Origin of the sequence: Methanogenium marinum, assembly GCF_028912405.1 — an archaeon.
GTDB classification, from domain to species: Archaea; Halobacteriota; Methanomicrobia; order Methanomicrobiales; family Methanomicrobiaceae; genus Methanogenium; species Methanogenium marinum.
On record NZ_JAKELO010000002.1, the window covers coordinates 363,823 to 379,189 of the forward strand.

At 53.8% G+C, this 15,367-nt stretch carries 21 protein-coding genes and 1 tRNA gene; 3 read left to right on the top strand and 19 right to left on the bottom strand.

Annotation, left to right across the window (positions count from 1 at the left end):
• Window positions 1-10: 10 nt before the first annotated feature.
• From hemC to L0665_RS02150, 5 genes are read right to left on the bottom strand one after another with little or no spacing between them, the layout of a single operon-like run.
• Window positions 11-901 carry a hydroxymethylbilane synthase gene (hemC, locus tag L0665_RS02130; RefSeq protein WP_274924065.1) on the bottom strand — a complete coding sequence of 297 codons (891 nt, stop codon included), beginning with the start codon at window positions 899-901 and terminating at the stop codon, window positions 11-13.
• Window positions 889-2,133 (bottom strand): glutamate-1-semialdehyde 2,1-aminomutase, encoded by a 1,245-nt coding sequence (gene hemL / locus L0665_RS02135; RefSeq protein ID WP_274924066.1) that lies wholly within the window; start codon window positions 2,131-2,133, stop codon window positions 889-891. Before hemL ends, hemC begins: the two co-directional genes overlap by 13 nt.
• The gene (gene hemB, locus L0665_RS02140) at window positions 2,130-3,104 is read right to left on the bottom strand and encodes a porphobilinogen synthase (protein WP_274924067.1); all 975 of its coding nucleotides are present in this window, start codon (window positions 3,102-3,104) and stop codon (window positions 2,130-2,132) included. The genes hemL and hemB overlap by 4 nt, the downstream gene beginning before the upstream one ends.
• Window positions 3,074-4,357 (bottom strand): glutamyl-tRNA reductase, encoded by a 1,284-nt coding sequence (gene hemA, locus L0665_RS02145; protein WP_274924068.1) that lies wholly within the window; start codon window positions 4,355-4,357, stop codon window positions 3,074-3,076. Before hemA ends, hemB begins: the two co-directional genes overlap by 31 nt.
• Window positions 4,354-4,974 (bottom strand): precorrin-2 dehydrogenase/sirohydrochlorin ferrochelatase family protein, encoded by a 621-nt coding sequence (locus tag L0665_RS02150; RefSeq protein ID WP_274924069.1) that lies wholly within the window; start codon window positions 4,972-4,974, stop codon window positions 4,354-4,356. Before L0665_RS02150 ends, hemA begins: the two co-directional genes overlap by 4 nt.
• Window positions 4,975-5,251: 277 nt before the next feature.
• Between L0665_RS02150 and L0665_RS02155 the strand changes: the two genes are divergently transcribed.
• Window positions 5,252-5,323 (top strand) — tRNA-Gly (locus tag L0665_RS02155).
• Between the two features lie 214 nt (window positions 5,324-5,537).
• On the opposite strand, the gene L0665_RS02160 is transcribed toward L0665_RS02155, so the two are convergent.
• On the bottom strand, window positions 5,538-6,191 hold the full coding sequence (locus L0665_RS02160) for a tetratricopeptide repeat protein (protein WP_274924070.1): 654 nt from the start codon (window positions 6,189-6,191) through the stop codon (window positions 5,538-5,540).
• A gap of 77 nt (window positions 6,192-6,268) precedes the next feature.
• Between L0665_RS02160 and L0665_RS02165 the strand changes: the two genes are divergently transcribed.
• A complete protein-coding gene (locus L0665_RS02165) occupies window positions 6,269-6,763 on the top strand; it encodes a hydrogenase 3 maturation endopeptidase HyCI (RefSeq protein WP_274924071.1) in 495 nt (164 codons plus the stop codon).
• Window positions 6,764-6,798: 35 nt separating this feature from the next.
• Complete coding sequence (locus tag L0665_RS02170) at window positions 6,799-7,065, top strand: hypothetical protein (protein WP_274924072.1); 267 nt, start codon at window positions 6,799-6,801, stop codon at window positions 7,063-7,065.
• Between the two features lie 8 nt (window positions 7,066-7,073).
• Here L0665_RS02170 and L0665_RS02175 read toward each other — a convergent pair whose 3' ends face one another.
• From L0665_RS02175 to mnhG, 13 genes are all read right to left on the bottom strand, one after another.
• A complete protein-coding gene (locus tag L0665_RS02175; RefSeq protein ID WP_274924073.1) occupies window positions 7,074-7,886 on the bottom strand; it encodes a sulfite exporter TauE/SafE family protein in 813 nt (270 codons plus the stop codon).
• Window positions 7,887-7,986: 100 nt separating this feature from the next.
• Window positions 7,987-8,391, bottom strand: a complete 405-nt coding sequence (locus L0665_RS02180) for a 4Fe-4S dicluster domain-containing protein (RefSeq protein ID WP_274924074.1) — start codon at window positions 8,389-8,391, stop codon at window positions 7,987-7,989.
• Entirely contained in the window at window positions 8,388-9,398 is a 1,011-nt protein-coding gene (locus L0665_RS02185) for a respiratory chain complex I subunit 1 family protein (RefSeq protein ID WP_274924075.1), read from the bottom strand. The genes L0665_RS02180 and L0665_RS02185 overlap by 4 nt, the downstream gene beginning before the upstream one ends.
• Entirely contained in the window at window positions 9,395-10,615 is a 1,221-nt protein-coding gene (locus L0665_RS02190) for a hydrogenase large subunit (protein WP_274924076.1), read from the bottom strand. The genes L0665_RS02185 and L0665_RS02190 overlap by 4 nt, the downstream gene beginning before the upstream one ends.
• Window positions 10,605-11,339: an NADH-quinone oxidoreductase subunit C gene (locus L0665_RS02195; protein ID WP_274924077.1), complete on the bottom strand. Its 735-nt coding sequence runs from the start codon at window positions 11,337-11,339 to the stop codon at window positions 10,605-10,607. The genes L0665_RS02190 and L0665_RS02195 overlap by 11 nt, the downstream gene beginning before the upstream one ends.
• Complete coding sequence (locus L0665_RS02200) at window positions 11,336-11,767, bottom strand: NADH-quinone oxidoreductase subunit B family protein (RefSeq protein ID WP_274924078.1); 432 nt, start codon at window positions 11,765-11,767, stop codon at window positions 11,336-11,338. Before L0665_RS02200 ends, L0665_RS02195 begins: the two co-directional genes overlap by 4 nt.
• 1 nt (window position 11,768) lies before the next feature.
• Window positions 11,769-12,113 (bottom strand): membrane-bound hydrogenase complex subunit MbhI, encoded by a 345-nt coding sequence (gene mbhI / locus L0665_RS02205; RefSeq protein WP_274924079.1) that lies wholly within the window; start codon window positions 12,111-12,113, stop codon window positions 11,769-11,771.
• A complete protein-coding gene (locus L0665_RS02210) occupies window positions 12,110-13,681 on the bottom strand; it encodes a proton-conducting transporter transmembrane domain-containing protein (protein ID WP_338036410.1) in 1,572 nt (523 codons plus the stop codon). Before L0665_RS02210 ends, mbhI begins: the two co-directional genes overlap by 4 nt.
• Window positions 13,678-14,022 carry a sodium:proton antiporter gene (locus tag L0665_RS02215; RefSeq protein ID WP_274924080.1) on the bottom strand — a complete coding sequence of 115 codons (345 nt, stop codon included), beginning with the start codon at window positions 14,020-14,022 and terminating at the stop codon, window positions 13,678-13,680. The genes L0665_RS02210 and L0665_RS02215 overlap by 4 nt, the downstream gene beginning before the upstream one ends.
• Window positions 14,019-14,480, bottom strand: a complete 462-nt coding sequence (locus L0665_RS02220) for an MnhB domain-containing protein (RefSeq protein ID WP_274924081.1) — start codon at window positions 14,478-14,480, stop codon at window positions 14,019-14,021. The genes L0665_RS02215 and L0665_RS02220 overlap by 4 nt, the downstream gene beginning before the upstream one ends.
• Window positions 14,473-14,760 (bottom strand): hydrogen gas-evolving membrane-bound hydrogenase subunit E, encoded by a 288-nt coding sequence (mbhE, locus tag L0665_RS02225; protein WP_274924082.1) that lies wholly within the window; start codon window positions 14,758-14,760, stop codon window positions 14,473-14,475. The genes L0665_RS02220 and mbhE overlap by 8 nt, the downstream gene beginning before the upstream one ends.
• Window positions 14,757-15,011 carry a hydrogenase subunit MbhD domain-containing protein gene (locus L0665_RS02230; RefSeq protein WP_274924083.1) on the bottom strand — a complete coding sequence of 85 codons (255 nt, stop codon included), beginning with the start codon at window positions 15,009-15,011 and terminating at the stop codon, window positions 14,757-14,759. The genes mbhE and L0665_RS02230 overlap by 4 nt, the downstream gene beginning before the upstream one ends.
• Complete coding sequence (gene mnhG, locus L0665_RS02235) at window positions 15,004-15,366, bottom strand: monovalent cation/H(+) antiporter subunit G (RefSeq protein WP_274924084.1); 363 nt, start codon at window positions 15,364-15,366, stop codon at window positions 15,004-15,006. The genes L0665_RS02230 and mnhG overlap by 8 nt, the downstream gene beginning before the upstream one ends.
• Window position 15,367: the final 1 nt, after the last annotated feature.

A 15,367-nucleotide genomic window follows, 5' to 3' on the forward strand; every position in this document is an offset into this window, starting at 1 on the left:
TCCACCCATATCATTCTGTTTCCTGGAGTCCCAGCGTCTGCCGGGCCTCTTCAATCAGGTCCCAGCTAATATTTTTGAGTTTTTTGCCGATGAGACGGCCTTCTGCAACCGAATCGCCGTTGTCCTCCACCCGTTCGTAGCGGCTGCCGTCAAGAGAAAGAACTTCCGCGAGAAGGAAACCGTCCTCACAAAAGACACCCTGCGGCGTGAAACAACCGCCGCCTATTTCCTCCATCACGGCTCGTTCAACCTCAGTATCCAGCCGTGTCTGCGGGTGATCGATGACAGAGAGCTGTTCAGTCAGCGCCGGGTCATCCCGGCATACCACCGCAATCGTCCCCTGATTGGGTGACGGCACAAACCACTGCGGCAGAAGCCGTGTGCCAGGAAGATCCATATCGAGGCGTTGCATCCCTGCTTCCGCAAGGACAATCGCGTCATACTGGCCCTCATGCAATTTCCGCAGGCGGGTATCAACATTGCCGCGGAGTTCACGGACTTCGACATCCAGACTACTCCTCATGATCTGTGCACGCCTGCGGGTGGATGATGTTCCCACCACACGGATGTCTTCGATGTCACACTCATGAACGAGGAAGTCTGCCGGGGAGTCACGTTTAAGAATTGCCGCAGTACAGAGCCCTTCCGGCCGGTATGCCGGTATATCCTTCATACTGTGAACCGCAAAGTCAATCTCGCCTGCAAGGATGGCATCGTCCAGGGCCCGGACAAAGATGCCCTGTCCCCCCACCTGATGCATCGGCACCTGGGTGCGGGCGTCGCCGACCGTCTTTATCTCGGTGACCGTAGTCTCAATGCCCCGTTCTGCAAGCATCCCGCAGACACGATCCGTCTGTGCCATCGCAAGGCGGGAACCACGTGTCCCTACTATGAGAGACATTCAGAATACGCCCCGGCAATTGTTGCCACATCTTCCTCCGTGTGCGCAATCGAGAGGAAATTGGTCTCAAACTGTGACGGAGGCAGGAAGATGCCCTTCTTTATCATCTTATTCCAGAAGACTGAGAATGCCTCCGTGTCGCTCTCCTTTGCCTCGCGGTAATCACGGGGCGGCGTCTTACGGAAGAAGAGTTTAAACATCGAACCCAGATTCACAAACCCGTCAGACTTTGCGGATGGAATGGACTCACCAATAGCCCGTGCGTTCTCTGCGAGCGTGGAATACACGCCGGGGTTATCACGCAGCTGCTGCAGGCAGGCAATACCTGCCGAAAGCGAGAGCGGATTGCCGGAAAATGTCCCTGCCTGATAGACCGGGCCTGCCGGTGCCGTCATCGCCATGATATCACGCCGGCCGGAGAAACAGCCGATGGGAAGACCCCCGCCGATGATTTTGCCGAAGGTTGTCAGGTCAGGAGTAATGCCGTACTTTACCTGTGCACCACCAATGCCCAGCCGGTAGCCGGTGATGACCTCATCGAGGATTAAGAGGACATCATGTTCCTCGGTTATTTTGCGCACCTCTGAAAGGTAGTTTTCATCCGGGAGTACCGGCCCAACGTTGCCGAGCACCGGTTCGAGGATGAATGCCGCCACATTGTCGTTATTTTCCAGAAGGGAAGAGAGCGCTTCGGTGTCATTGTAGGGCACCTGCAACGTGTGGCGCACCACATCCGGGATGACTCCTGCAGAATCAGGCACGCCCATTGTGGTCGCACCGGATCCTGCCTTGATGAGCACACCATCATGGGCGCCGTGGAACCCGCCCTCTATTTTGATGATATCCTCACGATTGGTAAACCCGCGTGCAAGACGAATCGCTGCCATCGTTGCCTCCGAACCACTGGAAACAAAACGCACCATATCAACCGACGGGTGATCGGCAACAATCATCCGTGCAAGAATCAGTTCCTTTTCTGCAGGAGTGCCATAGAGCCAGCCGCCTTCGGTGCAGGAGCAGATGGCTTCACGCACCGCCGGGTGGGCATGCCCAAGAATCAGGGGCCCATAGCCAAGACAGCAGTCGACTAAATTCTCTCCATCTTCAGTTAAGAGGTGCGAACCGGAGGCACTGCGGGTATAGAACGGATACGGCTTTATCGCACGCACCGGACTTGAAACACCGCCGGGCATCAGGGTCTGGGCCTCAGCAAAAAGCTCTTCACTTCTCATTTGAGCCACCTCGCTGCATCCATCGCATAGTAGGTGATGATGAGATCAGCACCGGCACGTTTTATCGCAAGAAGGCTCTCCAGTGCAACCGCTTTCTCATCAATCCAGCCATTTTCTGCTGCCGCCTTGATCATCGAGTACTCACCGCTCACCTGATAGGCGGCAACCGGCAGACCAAGGGAGGCAACCGACTGGAGGATATCAAGATAGAATGACGCCGGTTTAACCATCAGGATATCAGCACCCTCTTTCAGGTCCATCTCTGACTCGAGAAATGCTTCACGTGGGTTTGCCGGGCTCATCTGGTAGGTCGTCCGATCGCCAAAGGAGAATCCGGAGTCTGCCGCATCACGGAACGGTCCGTAGAGGGCACTCGAAAATTTCGTGGAATACGACATGATTGCCGTATCCTCATATCCCTCACAGTCAAGCTCTTCACGGATTGCCATTACCATCCCATCAAGCATACAGGACGGGGCAACAATATCAGCACCGGCTTTTGCGTGGGATACCGCAATCTGCGCCATCAGTTCAAGGGACGGATCATTCAGGAGGTCAGGCCCGCATGGGGTTTCCCCGACGATACCACAGTGCCCGTGATCCGTATATTCACAGGCACAGACATCGGTGATGACAACCAGATCAGGCACTGTCGATTTTATTGCCCGAACCGCCTCCTGAATGACACCCTCAGGGTTGTATGCCTCTGTTCCTCCGGCATCCTTTCGTGCAGGGATACCGAAGAGTATGACCGCACGGATACCCGCTGCAGCAATTCCTCTTGCCACCTCTGCTATCATCGGAAGAGGATAGCGATACTGCCCCGGCATTGAGGAAATCTCAGTCGGTGTTAACGCAGCCTCGTCAACAAAAAGCGGGGCCACCAGATCATCTGTACTCAACACAGTCTCCTGAAACAGGGGCTGCATCGTCCGTTTTCTCAGTCTTCGCAATCGTCTTTCCGGAAACATTCGTTATCTCCTGCAGTTACTGCATGCACCAGTGCCTGTGCCGTTTCAATCTCACCACTCTCTGCGCACCTTCTCACGGAGAAGGTTACATCATTCAGGAGTTTCTTCACAAGCACCCGTGACAGATCATCAAGTATCTCTTCAGCAGATGCACCCGATGACCGGAGGCGTACAGCTGCTTTATCGCGTTCACGGCACCGGATCATCTCTGCCCATGAGTGAAGGTGGGCAAGGAGATCACTCGCGCCGGCCCGGTTGAGGAGGGTCACAAACTGTGTCAGTTCAGCATCCAGAAACGCATGCGCCTCTTTTGCCTCCTCTTTCCGGTTATTCATATTCTTCTCACTCACCGTTCGGAGATCATCAATAGTGAAGAGATAGACACCATCGATGTCACCGACTGATTCCTCCACATCCCGCGGTTGGGCTATGTCAATTATTACCAGCGGGGATTTTTCTTCATCAAGCGGCCAGACACGGTCCCGCATGGCATCACACACCGCATCATACCGGATGATGGGATGCGGTGCTGCCGTACAGGATATGATGACATCGGCAAGAGACGCATACCGGAAGAGTTCATCCAGACGCACTGCCTTCCCTCCAACGAGATTCGCCAGTTCTTCTGCACGGGCAAACGTCCGGTTGGTCACATAGATGGCGGTCAGATCTTTTTCCGCGAGCGCCTGAGTGACAAGTGTTCCCATCTCACCGCCGCCCACCACAAGGATATGACGTCCGTTAAGACTCCCCAGAAGGTCCTCTGCCAGTTCAACGGCTGCAGAACCGATGGAAACTGCCCCCTTGTTAATGTTCGTGCGCTGGCGTACCTCTACGCCAACGTGTGCTGCCTTGGTGATACAACGCTCAATAAGCGGACTACATGCATCATTCTCGCGGGAAAGAGCAAGGGCTGTTTTCAGCTGTCCTAATATCTGATCTTCCCCGACAACCATGGAGTCCATCCCTGCAGAGAGACGAAGGAGATGGCGCAGTGCATCCTCTCCTTCGAGCGTCCGGAATCCATCCCGCCCCTGTTCATGTAGAAATGCTTCCGCCATCGCGGCATCCCCTTCCACCAGAAACTCAATCCTGTTGCATGTCTGGAGCAAAAGTGCCCCTTTAAACCATCCTTGTGCTTCTGTTAGAAGTGCCGCCTCATCGGGAAATCGAAATGACTCCATTTCTGCAATATCGCTCCCGTGATGGCTGATGCCTGCAATGGCAACTGATGGGATAAGTCCGTTTTTCATAAATATTTCCTGAGAGCCTCTTCTTTTGCCTGCTCTGTACCGTCCGGGAGGGCATCCCACATTGCGGGGTTATCCAGTACGGCATTGAGAATCCGCGACCGTGACGGCTGATCATTAACCAACTGTTTCAGGTCTTCCCGCAGCGCTTCCTGCAGACGGACCATGCCGTCGATGTCTCCACCGTGCTCTTCAATGCAGAGGCGGAGATGGCGTGCCATGGCAGGACTGCGCCCAAAGGTGGATATCCCGATACAGTAGGTATCTCCCCGCACCACAGACGGGATGATGACATCACCCTCCTCTCCTCTGGCATCATTCAGATGCGCACCGCACCGGCGGGCCAGCAAACCGATTCGCTGGTTTATGTCTGCGCGTTCAAGGGCAGTTATCACCAGAAAACTGCCAGAAAGGAGGGAAATTATTTCATCGTCATGCATCTCAGCCAGATCACACTCCACCGTCTCAGCAGGTATCTCTGCAAAATCCGGATGAAATGATCGACTGAGGACCACTACGTGCGCCTCATGAGCAAAAAAACGTGCTTTGCGGGCGCCGACTGCACCGCCACCCGCAATCACAACCTTCGCACCCCTGAGGTCCATCATCAGTGGAATCATGCCGGATAAAGATTGATGCTGCACGCATTTAACGGTATCACCTTTCATTTTTTAGCATGGAGTAAACCGGAGAAATCACCGGGATTTAGCTCCACATACTATTTCACAGGAAAATACATGGAAATAATTGAAACCAAATAGAAAATGCTATAAAATTCCTCGAAAACAGGCAGGAATTGGTAAACAGAGAGTGCAAAAAACGCAAATCGATACCATTATATTCTCCGGAAGAGTATATTGTAGAGCACTGAGACGCGCTAGCATCACAGGGTAAATTGTGCCGATAGTGTAGTGGTTATCACTAGGCGTTGCCAACGCCTAAACCCGGGTTCGAGTCCCGGTCGGCGCACTCGTTTTTACAGCATTCATTCATCAGAGTGAAGCGTTTGTTTTTCAGAAGTTGTTTCACACAGGAGAGAGGCATCTCCCCTTCACATCCGTGAGAACAAATTCTCTGTCTGGTTATTCCGGACAAAATAATATCAAAATTGATTCAGTATACTTTTCCAGCCTCATAAAGCTTTGATTGCCAAAAAATATTTGGCCAGTTTCCAACGGCCCGCTCATCCACACCGGGACATCAGGAAAAGCACACCCGCACCAAGAACGGCGCCTGCCACCGGAAACGGTGTCTGGGTCGGTTCTGAACCGGTTCCCGCATTTGCCTGTGCAAAGTGAAGGTTCCCCTGTGCCCGGATATCCGAGGGATTTATTTCAAGCGCTCTTTCTGAAACAGCAATCTCCTTTTCATACTCACCCATCTGTCCGTAGGCAGTCCCCTGAATGATGTAGGATTCAATCATCTCCGGGTCAAGTGCAATCGCCTTCTCTGCTGCGGCAACCGCCTCTTCATAGCGCCCGAGGTTCACGAGGGCGTCAGCACTGACGACCCATGCTTCAGTCTGGTTCTCGTTCAGTGCAATTGCTGCTTCACCTGCCACGAGTGCTCCTGCATAGTCACGCTGTGCTGAACTGATACCTGCCTTTGTTATCCAGGCAAGGGTGAAGTTGCCATCAATTGCGAGTGCCTCATCGATATAAGTCATTGCTGCCGTATAATTTCCGGCACCTGCTTCGTCCACAGCCAGGTTGTAGAGATCAATCTTCTCAACAGCAACCGTATCCAGTGCGACATCTTCTGCAGACACAGCCGGGATACCTGCTGTGATGAGAAGTGCTACTGCTATAAGGATACCTATAGTGCTTCTTCCTGTCATCGCCTCAGAGGTTTCTTTCAGAGTCTATAATCAGTTGCGGTCAACCCTATCTGACTCCCCGTTGAATTGATCCCATTATGCCGTTTCGCCTCCCACATACTGCTGTGAAAATGCTCTTTGGAGTCGGAAATACCATGCTGGGTGATGACGGCATCGGCCCGTGGGTGGCAGAGCGTATGAAAGACTGCCCCGACTGGCACGCGGAGGACTGCGGGACAGCGCCGGAAAACTTTACCGGCGTCGTCCGTAAGATGCAGCCCCACCTCCTCGTCATCGTCGATGCCGCAGATATGAGCCTTACTCCCGGAGAGTTCCGAAGAATTCCCGCCGAAGCTGTAGGCCAGGCAGGGTTTGATACCCACTCCCTCCCCCTCACCCACATCATCGGATACCTGAGGGAAAGTATGCCTGAAATGCCCCGGATTATTCTCATCGGTATCCAGCCAGGACCTGTTGAATTCCACGAAGGAATATCCGCACCCGTCATCCACGGAGGAGAAGAGATGGCAAAGATGCTCTGCAACGGTGAAGAGGAGCAGATTCCTGAATATATCCCCGCCAACACCAAATAAAATACCAAATAAAAAGGAGACAGGTGAAGAATCAGATGATACGATGCCCACGATGCAACAGCAAAGAAATTTACTCTGTTGCCGGCGGATATGGCGGCAACTACTACCGCTGCAAGAAGTGCGGCTATTCGGGAGCGCTTGTCGTAGAATATGACGATGATATAGCACCCGAAGAGGAGCATGAACTGCAGGCGGAGTATCATGAGGAAATGCGTGAGTATGAAAAGAGACGCCAACCCCTCGTATGGATTCTCATCGCCCTCATCATTTTTGCCATTATTTATTACATCCGGTTCCGCTGACGCCGGGACTAAAAGACACCAAACATCTTCGCCGCACTTAAAAGCAACAGACCGACAAAAAGCCACTCAAGATGGCGTGCGGAGATGCTGTGCGAGAGGCTGACGCCGACAAAGGACGCAGGAATGGAGGTCACGACAAGTATCACCCACTGGTGGAGGTCGACATACCCCAGAGAGGGAGAGGGAATGCCTGTTACCCCCCATCCAAATATAATATAGGCGAGCACCCCTCCTGCGGAGGCGAAAATGAGAAACGCTGTTGAAGTCCCGACCGCACGGTGAATTTCATAGCCTGAGACAAGAGTTAAAAAGAGCACGATCAGGTAGCCACCGCCAATACCGAGGAGACCGGAAAGAAACCCGAAGAGGGCCCCTGCAAAGATAAACAGCCAGACAGCAGTGTCACGCTCATCATCTGCTGTATAGGTTGGTTTCAGTGCCATCTTGACTGCCGCTCCGAGGAGAAGGGCAGCAAAAATATACCGCAGCCAGTCGCCGTGCACCGATGTAGCCACATATGCCCCTGCGATAGCCGCAAAAAAGCCGGGAACACACATCTGTTTCACCGCATCCCACGCCACCGCCCCCTTTTTTGAATGCCCGGATGAGGTGGCAATCGCTGTCGGAAGGACAACCGCAAGACTCGTTGCAAAGGCCACCCTGGTTGCAAGCGTGGAGTCAGTCCCGAGGAGATCGACTAAAACCCAGTACTGCACCGGGACCATCACAAAGCCCCCGCCGACGCCAAGGATACCTGCCCCAAGCCCGGCAAGGGTTCCTGTCAGCCCGAGAATCAGCACTGTCTGAAGAAAAATATCCATAATCTCTCCCGATGCCACCGGTATGAGTCACCGGTACGATGATTACTCTCCAGAAATGAGTTGAACGCATAAAAAATAACCGATGAAAGTAACCACAGAGTTACTCTACAATCAGATTTTCCGAGTAACGGTCCGCGTCTGCCACCATGAACTCGTCGCTCATGTGCAGGCACGATACCGGGCATGCATCATTGCACTGGGAACAGAAGATGCACTGGGTGACAAAGATGCGCACCGTCTTTGTCTCCGGGATGAATTCAATCGCGTGTGCCGGGCATACCCGGATGCAGAGTTTGCACCCAATACAGGCGTCGCGGTCATAGGCGATCTTCCCCCGGAAGTTCTTTGGAACGGCAACCGGCGGATTAATCGTAGCCTCACCCGCAGCGACTTTCCCCAGAAAACCGGTGATGCTCTTTGGGAGATACCGGGCCGGGAAGAGATTGGTTGCCGGTTTCTTCAGGAACTGGCGCAGCGCTTCAGGGAACATAGGGAGGCGGCTCATGCAACGACCCCCATGCCTAAGACAGCATCAAGAACCAGGAGAAGCAGGCCGGCAAACCCAATGAGGGTGATATACCCCCAGTAGAAAGTCACCAGATGGTTGATACGGAATCGGGCCATGCCCACCCGTATCAGACTCACTGAGAAGAAGACCACTAAAAGCACCTTCACCACAAAGAATACCAGATCCGCGATAATTCCTGCGGCACCCGTGAGGGGGACAAACCAGGTGAGATTCCACGGCAGAAAGAGCACGACAGCAAGCGTTGCCATCGCAACCGTCTTGACAGCTCCGGAGAGCGTGAAGAGAGCGAGATTTTTCCCGGAGTACTCCACAAGGATACCGCCACAAAGTTCTGTTTCAGCCTCCGGGGTATCACAGGGAACCCGTGAAAGTTCAGCAGGGGTGACCCATGCCATGGCAACCATCAGAAGGAGCATGCCAATTATACCGGGGATGCCCACGACACTCCAGACCGGTGTCTGTGCAATGGTTGCAAGGGAGAATGGATCTACCACGCCCGCTGCATTGAGGCGCCATGCAATCGCGATGATGGCAATTGCAAGCGGCAGTTCGTATGCGATCATCGTCACCATCTCACGCTGGGAGCCGACGGTTGCATACGGAGACCCGGATGCAAGACCACCTGCGACCATCGCAAGACCAGGCACGGTCAGGAGATAGAGCACAAGGATGATGTCTCCCCACCCACCGAGAACCGGCGCAATACTGCCGATGGGAAGGTAGAGGAGAATCGTAATTGATGCCGCAAGCGCAATGACGGGAGCCGCGTTGAAGACCGACGTCACCGCATTTTTTGGGATGATATTGTCCTTGCAGAGGAGTTTTGCAATATCAATGAACGGCTGGTGAAGGGGCGGACCGTAGCGTGCCTGCATCCGTGCCGCACACTTCCGGTCAACACCCTGCAGGACGAGACCGAAAAGGAGACCGTAGACGGTGATACCGATACACCCGACAACAGCTGCAGTGATCATGCCAATCATTCCTGCATCCTCCGCGTCTTCTCCACCGAGAGGTGGTGCAGGTCATCTCCTGTCATGACACCCTGCCGGCCGTCACGAATGACCGATACACGGTCGGTGCACGACATGCACGGGTCAATGGATGCCACAATGATAGGAATGTCTGCTATCTGTTCGCCCATAAGAATCTTCAGCCACGACATCTGATTCGAATACGTGGACGCCTTCACTTTCCATGCTTCCGGCGTCTCGGAACGGTTCATTCTGACATAATGGAAGCACTCACCACGGGGTGCCTCCACCCGTCCGATGGCCTCACCCTCTGCCTTTTTGCAGGTGGCGAGAATTTTCGCGTATTTCGTTTCCCAGAGAACCGGCCCTGTGGGCATCTGGTCCATGAGGTCCCGGATGATGCGGACCGAGTCCACCACCTCAAAGAGACGGACCACAATCCGGTCATACACATCGCCTTTGATGGCATCCGCGTAGACGTCCGGAAGAATGGGTTTCACATCGATGTCGCCGTATGCCGCATAGGGGGCGTCAGCACGCACATCAATTGCGAGACCGGATGCACGGGCAGTCGGGCCCACGGTGCAGAGTTCAAGGGCATCGCGTTCGGAAAGAACACCGCAGTTCATGCACCGCAGTTTGATTGTGGTGTCCTCTAAAAAGAGGGTCACGAGTTTCCCGACAAGCCCTTCATAGGTTTCCAGAGCCTGATAGATGCGGGGGAACTGATCGTCCGTAAAGTCACGCCGGACACCGCCCACCTGAACGATGCCGTAATTCACCCGGTTTCCGGTGAGGTACTCGATGACATCCATTGCCTCTTCTCTCACCCGCCATGCGAGATGGAAGAGGGTGTCAAATCCCAGTTCGTGGGCAGCGACACCCGCCCAGAGCAGGTGAGACTGGATACGCTCGAATTCAGCGATGATGCTTCGTACGTAATGCGCCCGTTCGGGCACTTCAATTTCAGCAATCTGCTCTATCGCACGCGAAAAGGCAAGCGTATGGGAAACACCACAGATACCGCAGATGCGGTCACAGAGATGCGCAATCTGCACAGGGTTTCTGCGCATACCCATCCACTCAATCCCACGGTGGGTCTTTCCGGGGGCAAAGTCAACGCCTTTTATGACTTCACCCTGAATATCAAAGGTGAAGAGAATCGGCTCTTTAAGGGCGGGGTGGATTGGCCCGATGGGGATATTGTATGTCGGTTTACTCGCCATTCGTGTTCACCTCCGGTTTGGGGGCATCAGCAGTATCCGTATCACCCTCAGCAGGTGCCGGTGCAGATTCGGATAGCTTTGAATCCGCAGAAGTATCTGCCTTCGGTGCGGTATTTTCTGTATCAGGGGTCTTTGGTTTGCGCACCTTCTTTTCCTTCGGTTTCACCGGAGGTGCGGGACGGTCTGCAGGTCTCCCCGAGGCCCAGAGAGAGTTCACCATATCTTCGGTGATACCCGTCTCATCCTTTCTCCACGGGTAGACACCCTTAGGGAAATCAGCCGGCAGGAAGAGACCACGGGGGTCAGGAATTCCTGCAACCGTCACGCCGAGCATCTCCTGTTTCTCACGCTCGGTGTATACCGCACCCGGAATCAGGTGAGATATGGTTGGTATCACGAGGTTCTTCTTCGGGACAGGAACGGTGATCGTGATATTGACCTCTCCCTTCGGAATGCCATGGAAAACCTGCATGTGGTAAAGCAGTTCAACGGCGTCACCGACATCGACTCCTGAGACCACCGCAAGGTGGGGATAGTCGATCGCGATGATCGCTTCCAGTGTTTTGATGAGGTCCGCAGGTGTCGTCCGCAGCCATACACTGTATGCCGTGGTCTTCTTCAGGCCCTCAGTCCAACCTTCCGTCCGGACGTCATGAATACTCTTTGGACCTTTTTTCTGTAGAATAACAGCTATCTGTTGCGCTGTAAGTGCCTGTCGTGTCATTGTTTTTCCTCCAGGCTTTCAAGTAATACAATCGCCTTCACAACACCGTCGATGATTGCCTCCGGGCGTGGGGCACAGCCCGGCACATAGATATCCACCGGGATGACATCGCCCACCGGGCCGTCCAGATTATAGGAGTCATAAAAGACCCCACCGGACTGACCACAGGAACCAATGCACATCACGACTTTCGGATTCGGCATCTGGGCGTAGACTCTGCGCAGGCGGTCTGCCATATCATGGACGACAGGGCCAGTCACAAGCAGTACATCTGCATGCCGGGGCGAACCGACGAGTTTTATCCCGAATCGTTCGGGATCATACCGTGGCGTTAACGCCGCCACAATCTCGATATCACATCCGTTACATGACCCTGAGTTGAAATGGAATACCCAGAGCGACCGGTTGAATGATGGTGACAGACGCATCTTAAAGCACCCCGATAAAGATGAAAAGGAGAGCAAATGTGCCCAAAAACCAGAGCACATAGTCCGTGAGGCATCCGGTATGCAGGGGAACAACTCGTGCATAATAGCCTTTCATGGCATCAGTGAAACCCCAGTAGAGGTTTGAACCACCAATATGGCCATCTTCCGGTGACGGTTCGTCGTTTCCGGAGATATACGACTTGCCGGACTCACCATCGCCGGGAATGTCCGGTTCACCGAGCCGCTGTATAAACCAGGCAAGGAGTATGGCAACCGCAAACGCAACGAGCCAGACAATCGGGTTCCAGGCACCAAATCCGGTGTATAATGTTTCTGCTATCATCATACACCTCCGAATACAGTGGCCACATACGCACTTTGATCAATGAGTGCGTTTGCGGCTGGCGCAATCACCGTCGACACAATCTGTTCCGGGAAGATACCCATGAGAATCGTGAGGAGTGCAAGCGCACCCATTGCAACGAGCATCGGACGGGGCACCTCTATGACATCTGCATACTTCGGCTGCTGTGGCCCCATGAATATTGCATGGAAGACCTTCACAAACGAGGCAAGCGTCAGGATGGAGACAACCATCGCGATGACTGCAATCACCGGGCTGAACGCAAAAACGGACTCATAGATCATTAGTTTGGAGGCGAATCCGTTGAACGGCGGAATGCCTGCGATGGCGAGAGCACCGATGATGAAAAAGAGCATCGTCCACTTCATAGAATGCCCGAGCCCACCCATTTTATTGAGATTGCGGGTGCCTGTCTGCAGGAATATCGCCCCTGCCGTGAGGAAGAGGAGGCCCTTATACATCGCATGGTTGACGATGTGGAAGATACCGCCTTCCATTGCTGTCCGGCCGAATGCATCCATTGCAGCCGCATCCCCGAGGACGACGAGACCCACGCCCACACCAAGGAGCATGTAGCCGGACTGTGATACCGCGTGATACGCCATCAGCCGTTTCACATCTTTCTGCGGGATGGCCATCGTAACACCGACAACCATAGAGAGCACTCCGAGGATGATAACCGCCCATCCCACGGTGACATAATTAAGCGTGAGTCCATAGACGCTGAAGAGGACACGGAAGAGACCGTAGAGACCTGCCTGACTTGCAACCACTAAAAATGCGGTCACGGCAGCGGGGGCCATTGAGTAAGCATCCGGCGTCCAGAAGTGCAAAGGCACTGCGCCCGCCTTCAGTGCAAGACCTGCAATAAGAAGAGCAAGGGCCACCTTGTCAAGCATGGTGTAACTCATCCGGGAGGCGATGACCGCCATATTCAGAGAGTCATACTGCCCGTAGAGAAGACCAATCGCATAGAGGACCATCAGGCCCGCAAGGGTTGAAAGGAAGCCGTATTTCAGAGCTGCCTCAACAGAGACACCTTTGTCAATGCGGTATGCGACAAGCGCCGCACCCGCAAGGGAGTTTATTTCCAAAAATACAAAGAAGTTGAAGAGATCTCCGGTGGTGACCATGCCAAGGATTCCGACCAGGAGGAGGAGCATCAGTGCATAATATCCGTCTTTTCCGGATGAGAGACGCTCGCTTGCAACCGAATACAGGCAGGTGATAAAGCCCACAAAGGCAGCAAAGAGTGCCATAAATGCACTCATCGCATCAACCGTGAAGATGATGCGGATGGGTATGCCACCAGAATCGGCCGGTATTGCATCCGAAGAAGACGCAGCACCAAAGGTGTAGAGCACCGGCCCGCCCGTGAGAACGGTCCATGCAAGGAGGGCAGCGATGATTGCGGTGATGAGTGTTACCGCAAGTATCCAGCCATTGCGGGGAGTATCTCCCAGTCTCCCCACAAGCGGCAGAGCAAAGGCACCGAGCATCGGAACAGCGATCAGGAGTGCCGGGGCATTCGCCATGATGAAGTCCATCATTCTTTGAGCCTCCGCATTTCAGTCACATCACGCGTGCCGTATTTTTTGGAGATGACCATCACAAACGAGAGCAGGAGTGCAGTCGTTGCAATGCCGATGACGATATTCGTCAGAGTCATTGCCTGAACGGTCGGCATCACCATTGCAGTCGATGGTGCGTTTGTAAATATCGGTGCCACACCGCCGGAGATGAATCCGGTTGCGACGAGGAGCAGGTTTACTCCCGCCTCAACAAGGGCAAGACCCATCACCATCTTGATCATGTCTTTTTTGGTGACAATGACCACGAGGCCGATTATCACCAGAATTCCGGCACAGAAGTACGGAACATTCTCAATCATTCTGCATCACCTTTCATGCCACCAAGCATCACAAGGAGGAGAATACCCATCGCACCGAGGACTTCAATTCCCACAGCAATATTCAGGATCGGAATGATTCCGCCTGTGTTGATGTCACCGGGATTGATGCCAAATGCGACAGGCGTCCCGAAAAGGGAACCTGCACCAAGGAGCCAGTTCCCAAAGAAGGCAATTCCTGCGGTGAGTGCCAGAAGGGCAGTTCCAATAAAGAGGAGCAGCCCCGCCGTCTCGCTGTTCTTCAGGACATTCTTTGGTATGGAGGCAAACACGTCAGCACGTGAGTAGGCAACCATCAGAAGAACCACTGCGGTTGCGATGACCGCACCGCCCTGAAATCCGCCGCCGGGGGTCAGGTGCCCGTGAACGACGATATAGAAGCCATATACAAGAATAAACGGCATCATGATATTCGCCCCTGACCGGACGAGATTACTCATATTCATATTCATCCTCCTTTTTGCCAAGGCGGCGGAAGACAAGTCCCGCGCCTAAGACAACGGTGAAAAGCACCGTCGCTTCACCAAGGGTATCAAACCCACGGTAGTCGAAGACAACCCCGGTTACAATATTGTTGCTGCCGGTCTCTTCCTGCCCGTGGGCAAGCATGTAGTCATCCATGTCGGTGTAGGCAGGTGTCCCGAAGGAAAGATCAAGGCCCGCCATGAGAAATGCTGCTGCACAGACAACGAGAATACCAATCCGGAGAGCGCTCTTCATTCAGACGCACCCCCGTCTTTTTCAGTGCCACGAATGGCAATCACAAAGATTGCGGTGGTAAGCCCGGCACCGATGCCGGCCTCAGCTATTGCCACATCCGGCGCCTGCAACATCAGAAACTCGAGCGAGAGCAGGAAACTAAAGGCACCAAACGCGATAGCAGCAGAGATCAAATCGTCCATGTGCCAGACCATGAATGCCGAAATAACAAGTCCTGCCAGAAGCAGGATGTGCACGAGGAGTTCAATCATCGGTGTTCACCCCTTTCATACGGTCCACGACCGCAGGGTCAGGACGGACACCAGCCCGGTATGCCGCACGCCCGATGGCATGGGCACCGATTGCATTGGTAAAGACCAGCGCTGCAAGGGCGAGCACCGTGTGCAGTCCAAGCACCGCATACTGCATCTCACCGGACGCGAGATATGCACCAATTTCAGTGATAACGACAGCAATACAGATGAATATCGCACCACAGGTCGTCATCTTTGTCTCTGCATGCAGGCGGGTATACACGTCAGGGAACCGCAGAATACCCACAACTCCAAGACCAACAGCGAGAAGCCCCAGACCAAGGAAGATGGTCACAATAAATTCAGCAACCATC

What these genes read in the sequence shown, in the direction of transcription:
- L0665_RS02175 (WP_274924073.1), bottom strand. Translation starts at nt 7,886, where the DNA reads ATGGATATTTTTCTTCAGACAGTGCTGATTCTCGGGCTGACAGGAACC.
- L0665_RS02230 (WP_274924083.1), bottom strand. Translation starts at nt 15,011, where the DNA reads ATGATTGAACTCCTCGTGCACATCCTGCTTCTGGCAGGACTTGTTATT.
- hemA (WP_274924068.1), bottom strand. Translation starts at nt 4,357, where the DNA reads ATGAAAAACGGACTTATCCCATCAGTTGCCATTGCAGGCATCAGCCAT.
- mbhE (WP_274924082.1), bottom strand. Translation starts at nt 14,760, where the DNA reads ATGAAGAGCGCTCTCCGGATTGGTATTCTCGTTGTCTGTGCAGCAGCA.
- L0665_RS02215 (WP_274924080.1), bottom strand. Translation starts at nt 14,022, where the DNA reads ATGATTGAGAATGTTCCGTACTTCTGTGCCGGAATTCTGGTGATAATC.
- L0665_RS02165 (WP_274924071.1), top strand. Translation starts at nt 6,269, where the DNA reads ATGCCGTTTCGCCTCCCACATACTGCTGTGAAAATGCTCTTTGGAGTC.
- L0665_RS02185 (WP_274924075.1), bottom strand. Translation starts at nt 9,398, where the DNA reads ATGATTGGCATGATCACTGCAGCTGTTGTCGGGTGTATCGGTATCACC.
- hemL (WP_274924066.1), bottom strand. Translation starts at nt 2,133, where the DNA reads ATGAGAAGTGAAGAGCTTTTTGCTGAGGCCCAGACCCTGATGCCCGGC.
- mnhG (WP_274924084.1), bottom strand. Translation starts at nt 15,366, where the DNA reads ATGGTTGCTGAATTTATTGTGACCATCTTCCTTGGTCTGGGGCTTCTC.
- L0665_RS02220 (WP_274924081.1), bottom strand. Translation starts at nt 14,480, where the DNA reads ATGAGTAATCTCGTCCGGTCAGGGGCGAATATCATGATGCCGTTTATT.
- L0665_RS02190 (WP_274924076.1), bottom strand. Translation starts at nt 10,615, where the DNA reads ATGGCGAGTAAACCGACATACAATATCCCCATCGGGCCAATCCACCCC.
- L0665_RS02210 (WP_338036410.1), bottom strand. Translation starts at nt 13,681, where the DNA reads ATGATGGACTTCATCATGGCGAATGCCCCGGCACTCCTGATCGCTGTT.
- L0665_RS02180 (WP_274924074.1), bottom strand. Translation starts at nt 8,391, where the DNA reads ATGAGCCGCCTCCCTATGTTCCCTGAAGCGCTGCGCCAGTTCCTGAAG.
- L0665_RS02150 (WP_274924069.1), bottom strand. Translation starts at nt 4,974, where the DNA reads ATGATTCCACTGATGATGGACCTCAGGGGTGCGAAGGTTGTGATTGCG.
- L0665_RS02170 (WP_274924072.1), top strand. Translation starts at nt 6,799, where the DNA reads ATGATACGATGCCCACGATGCAACAGCAAAGAAATTTACTCTGTTGCC.
- hemC (WP_274924065.1), bottom strand. Translation starts at nt 901, where the DNA reads ATGTCTCTCATAGTAGGGACACGTGGTTCCCGCCTTGCGATGGCACAG.
- L0665_RS02160 (WP_274924070.1), bottom strand. Translation starts at nt 6,191, where the DNA reads ATGACAGGAAGAAGCACTATAGGTATCCTTATAGCAGTAGCACTTCTC.
- L0665_RS02200 (WP_274924078.1), bottom strand. Translation starts at nt 11,767, where the DNA reads ATGCGTCTGTCACCATCATTCAACCGGTCGCTCTGGGTATTCCATTTC.
- hemB (WP_274924067.1), bottom strand. Translation starts at nt 3,104, where the DNA reads ATGTTTCCGGAAAGACGATTGCGAAGACTGAGAAAACGGACGATGCAG.
- L0665_RS02195 (WP_274924077.1), bottom strand. Translation starts at nt 11,339, where the DNA reads ATGACACGACAGGCACTTACAGCGCAACAGATAGCTGTTATTCTACAG.
- mbhI (WP_274924079.1), bottom strand. Translation starts at nt 12,113, where the DNA reads ATGATGATAGCAGAAACATTATACACCGGATTTGGTGCCTGGAACCCG.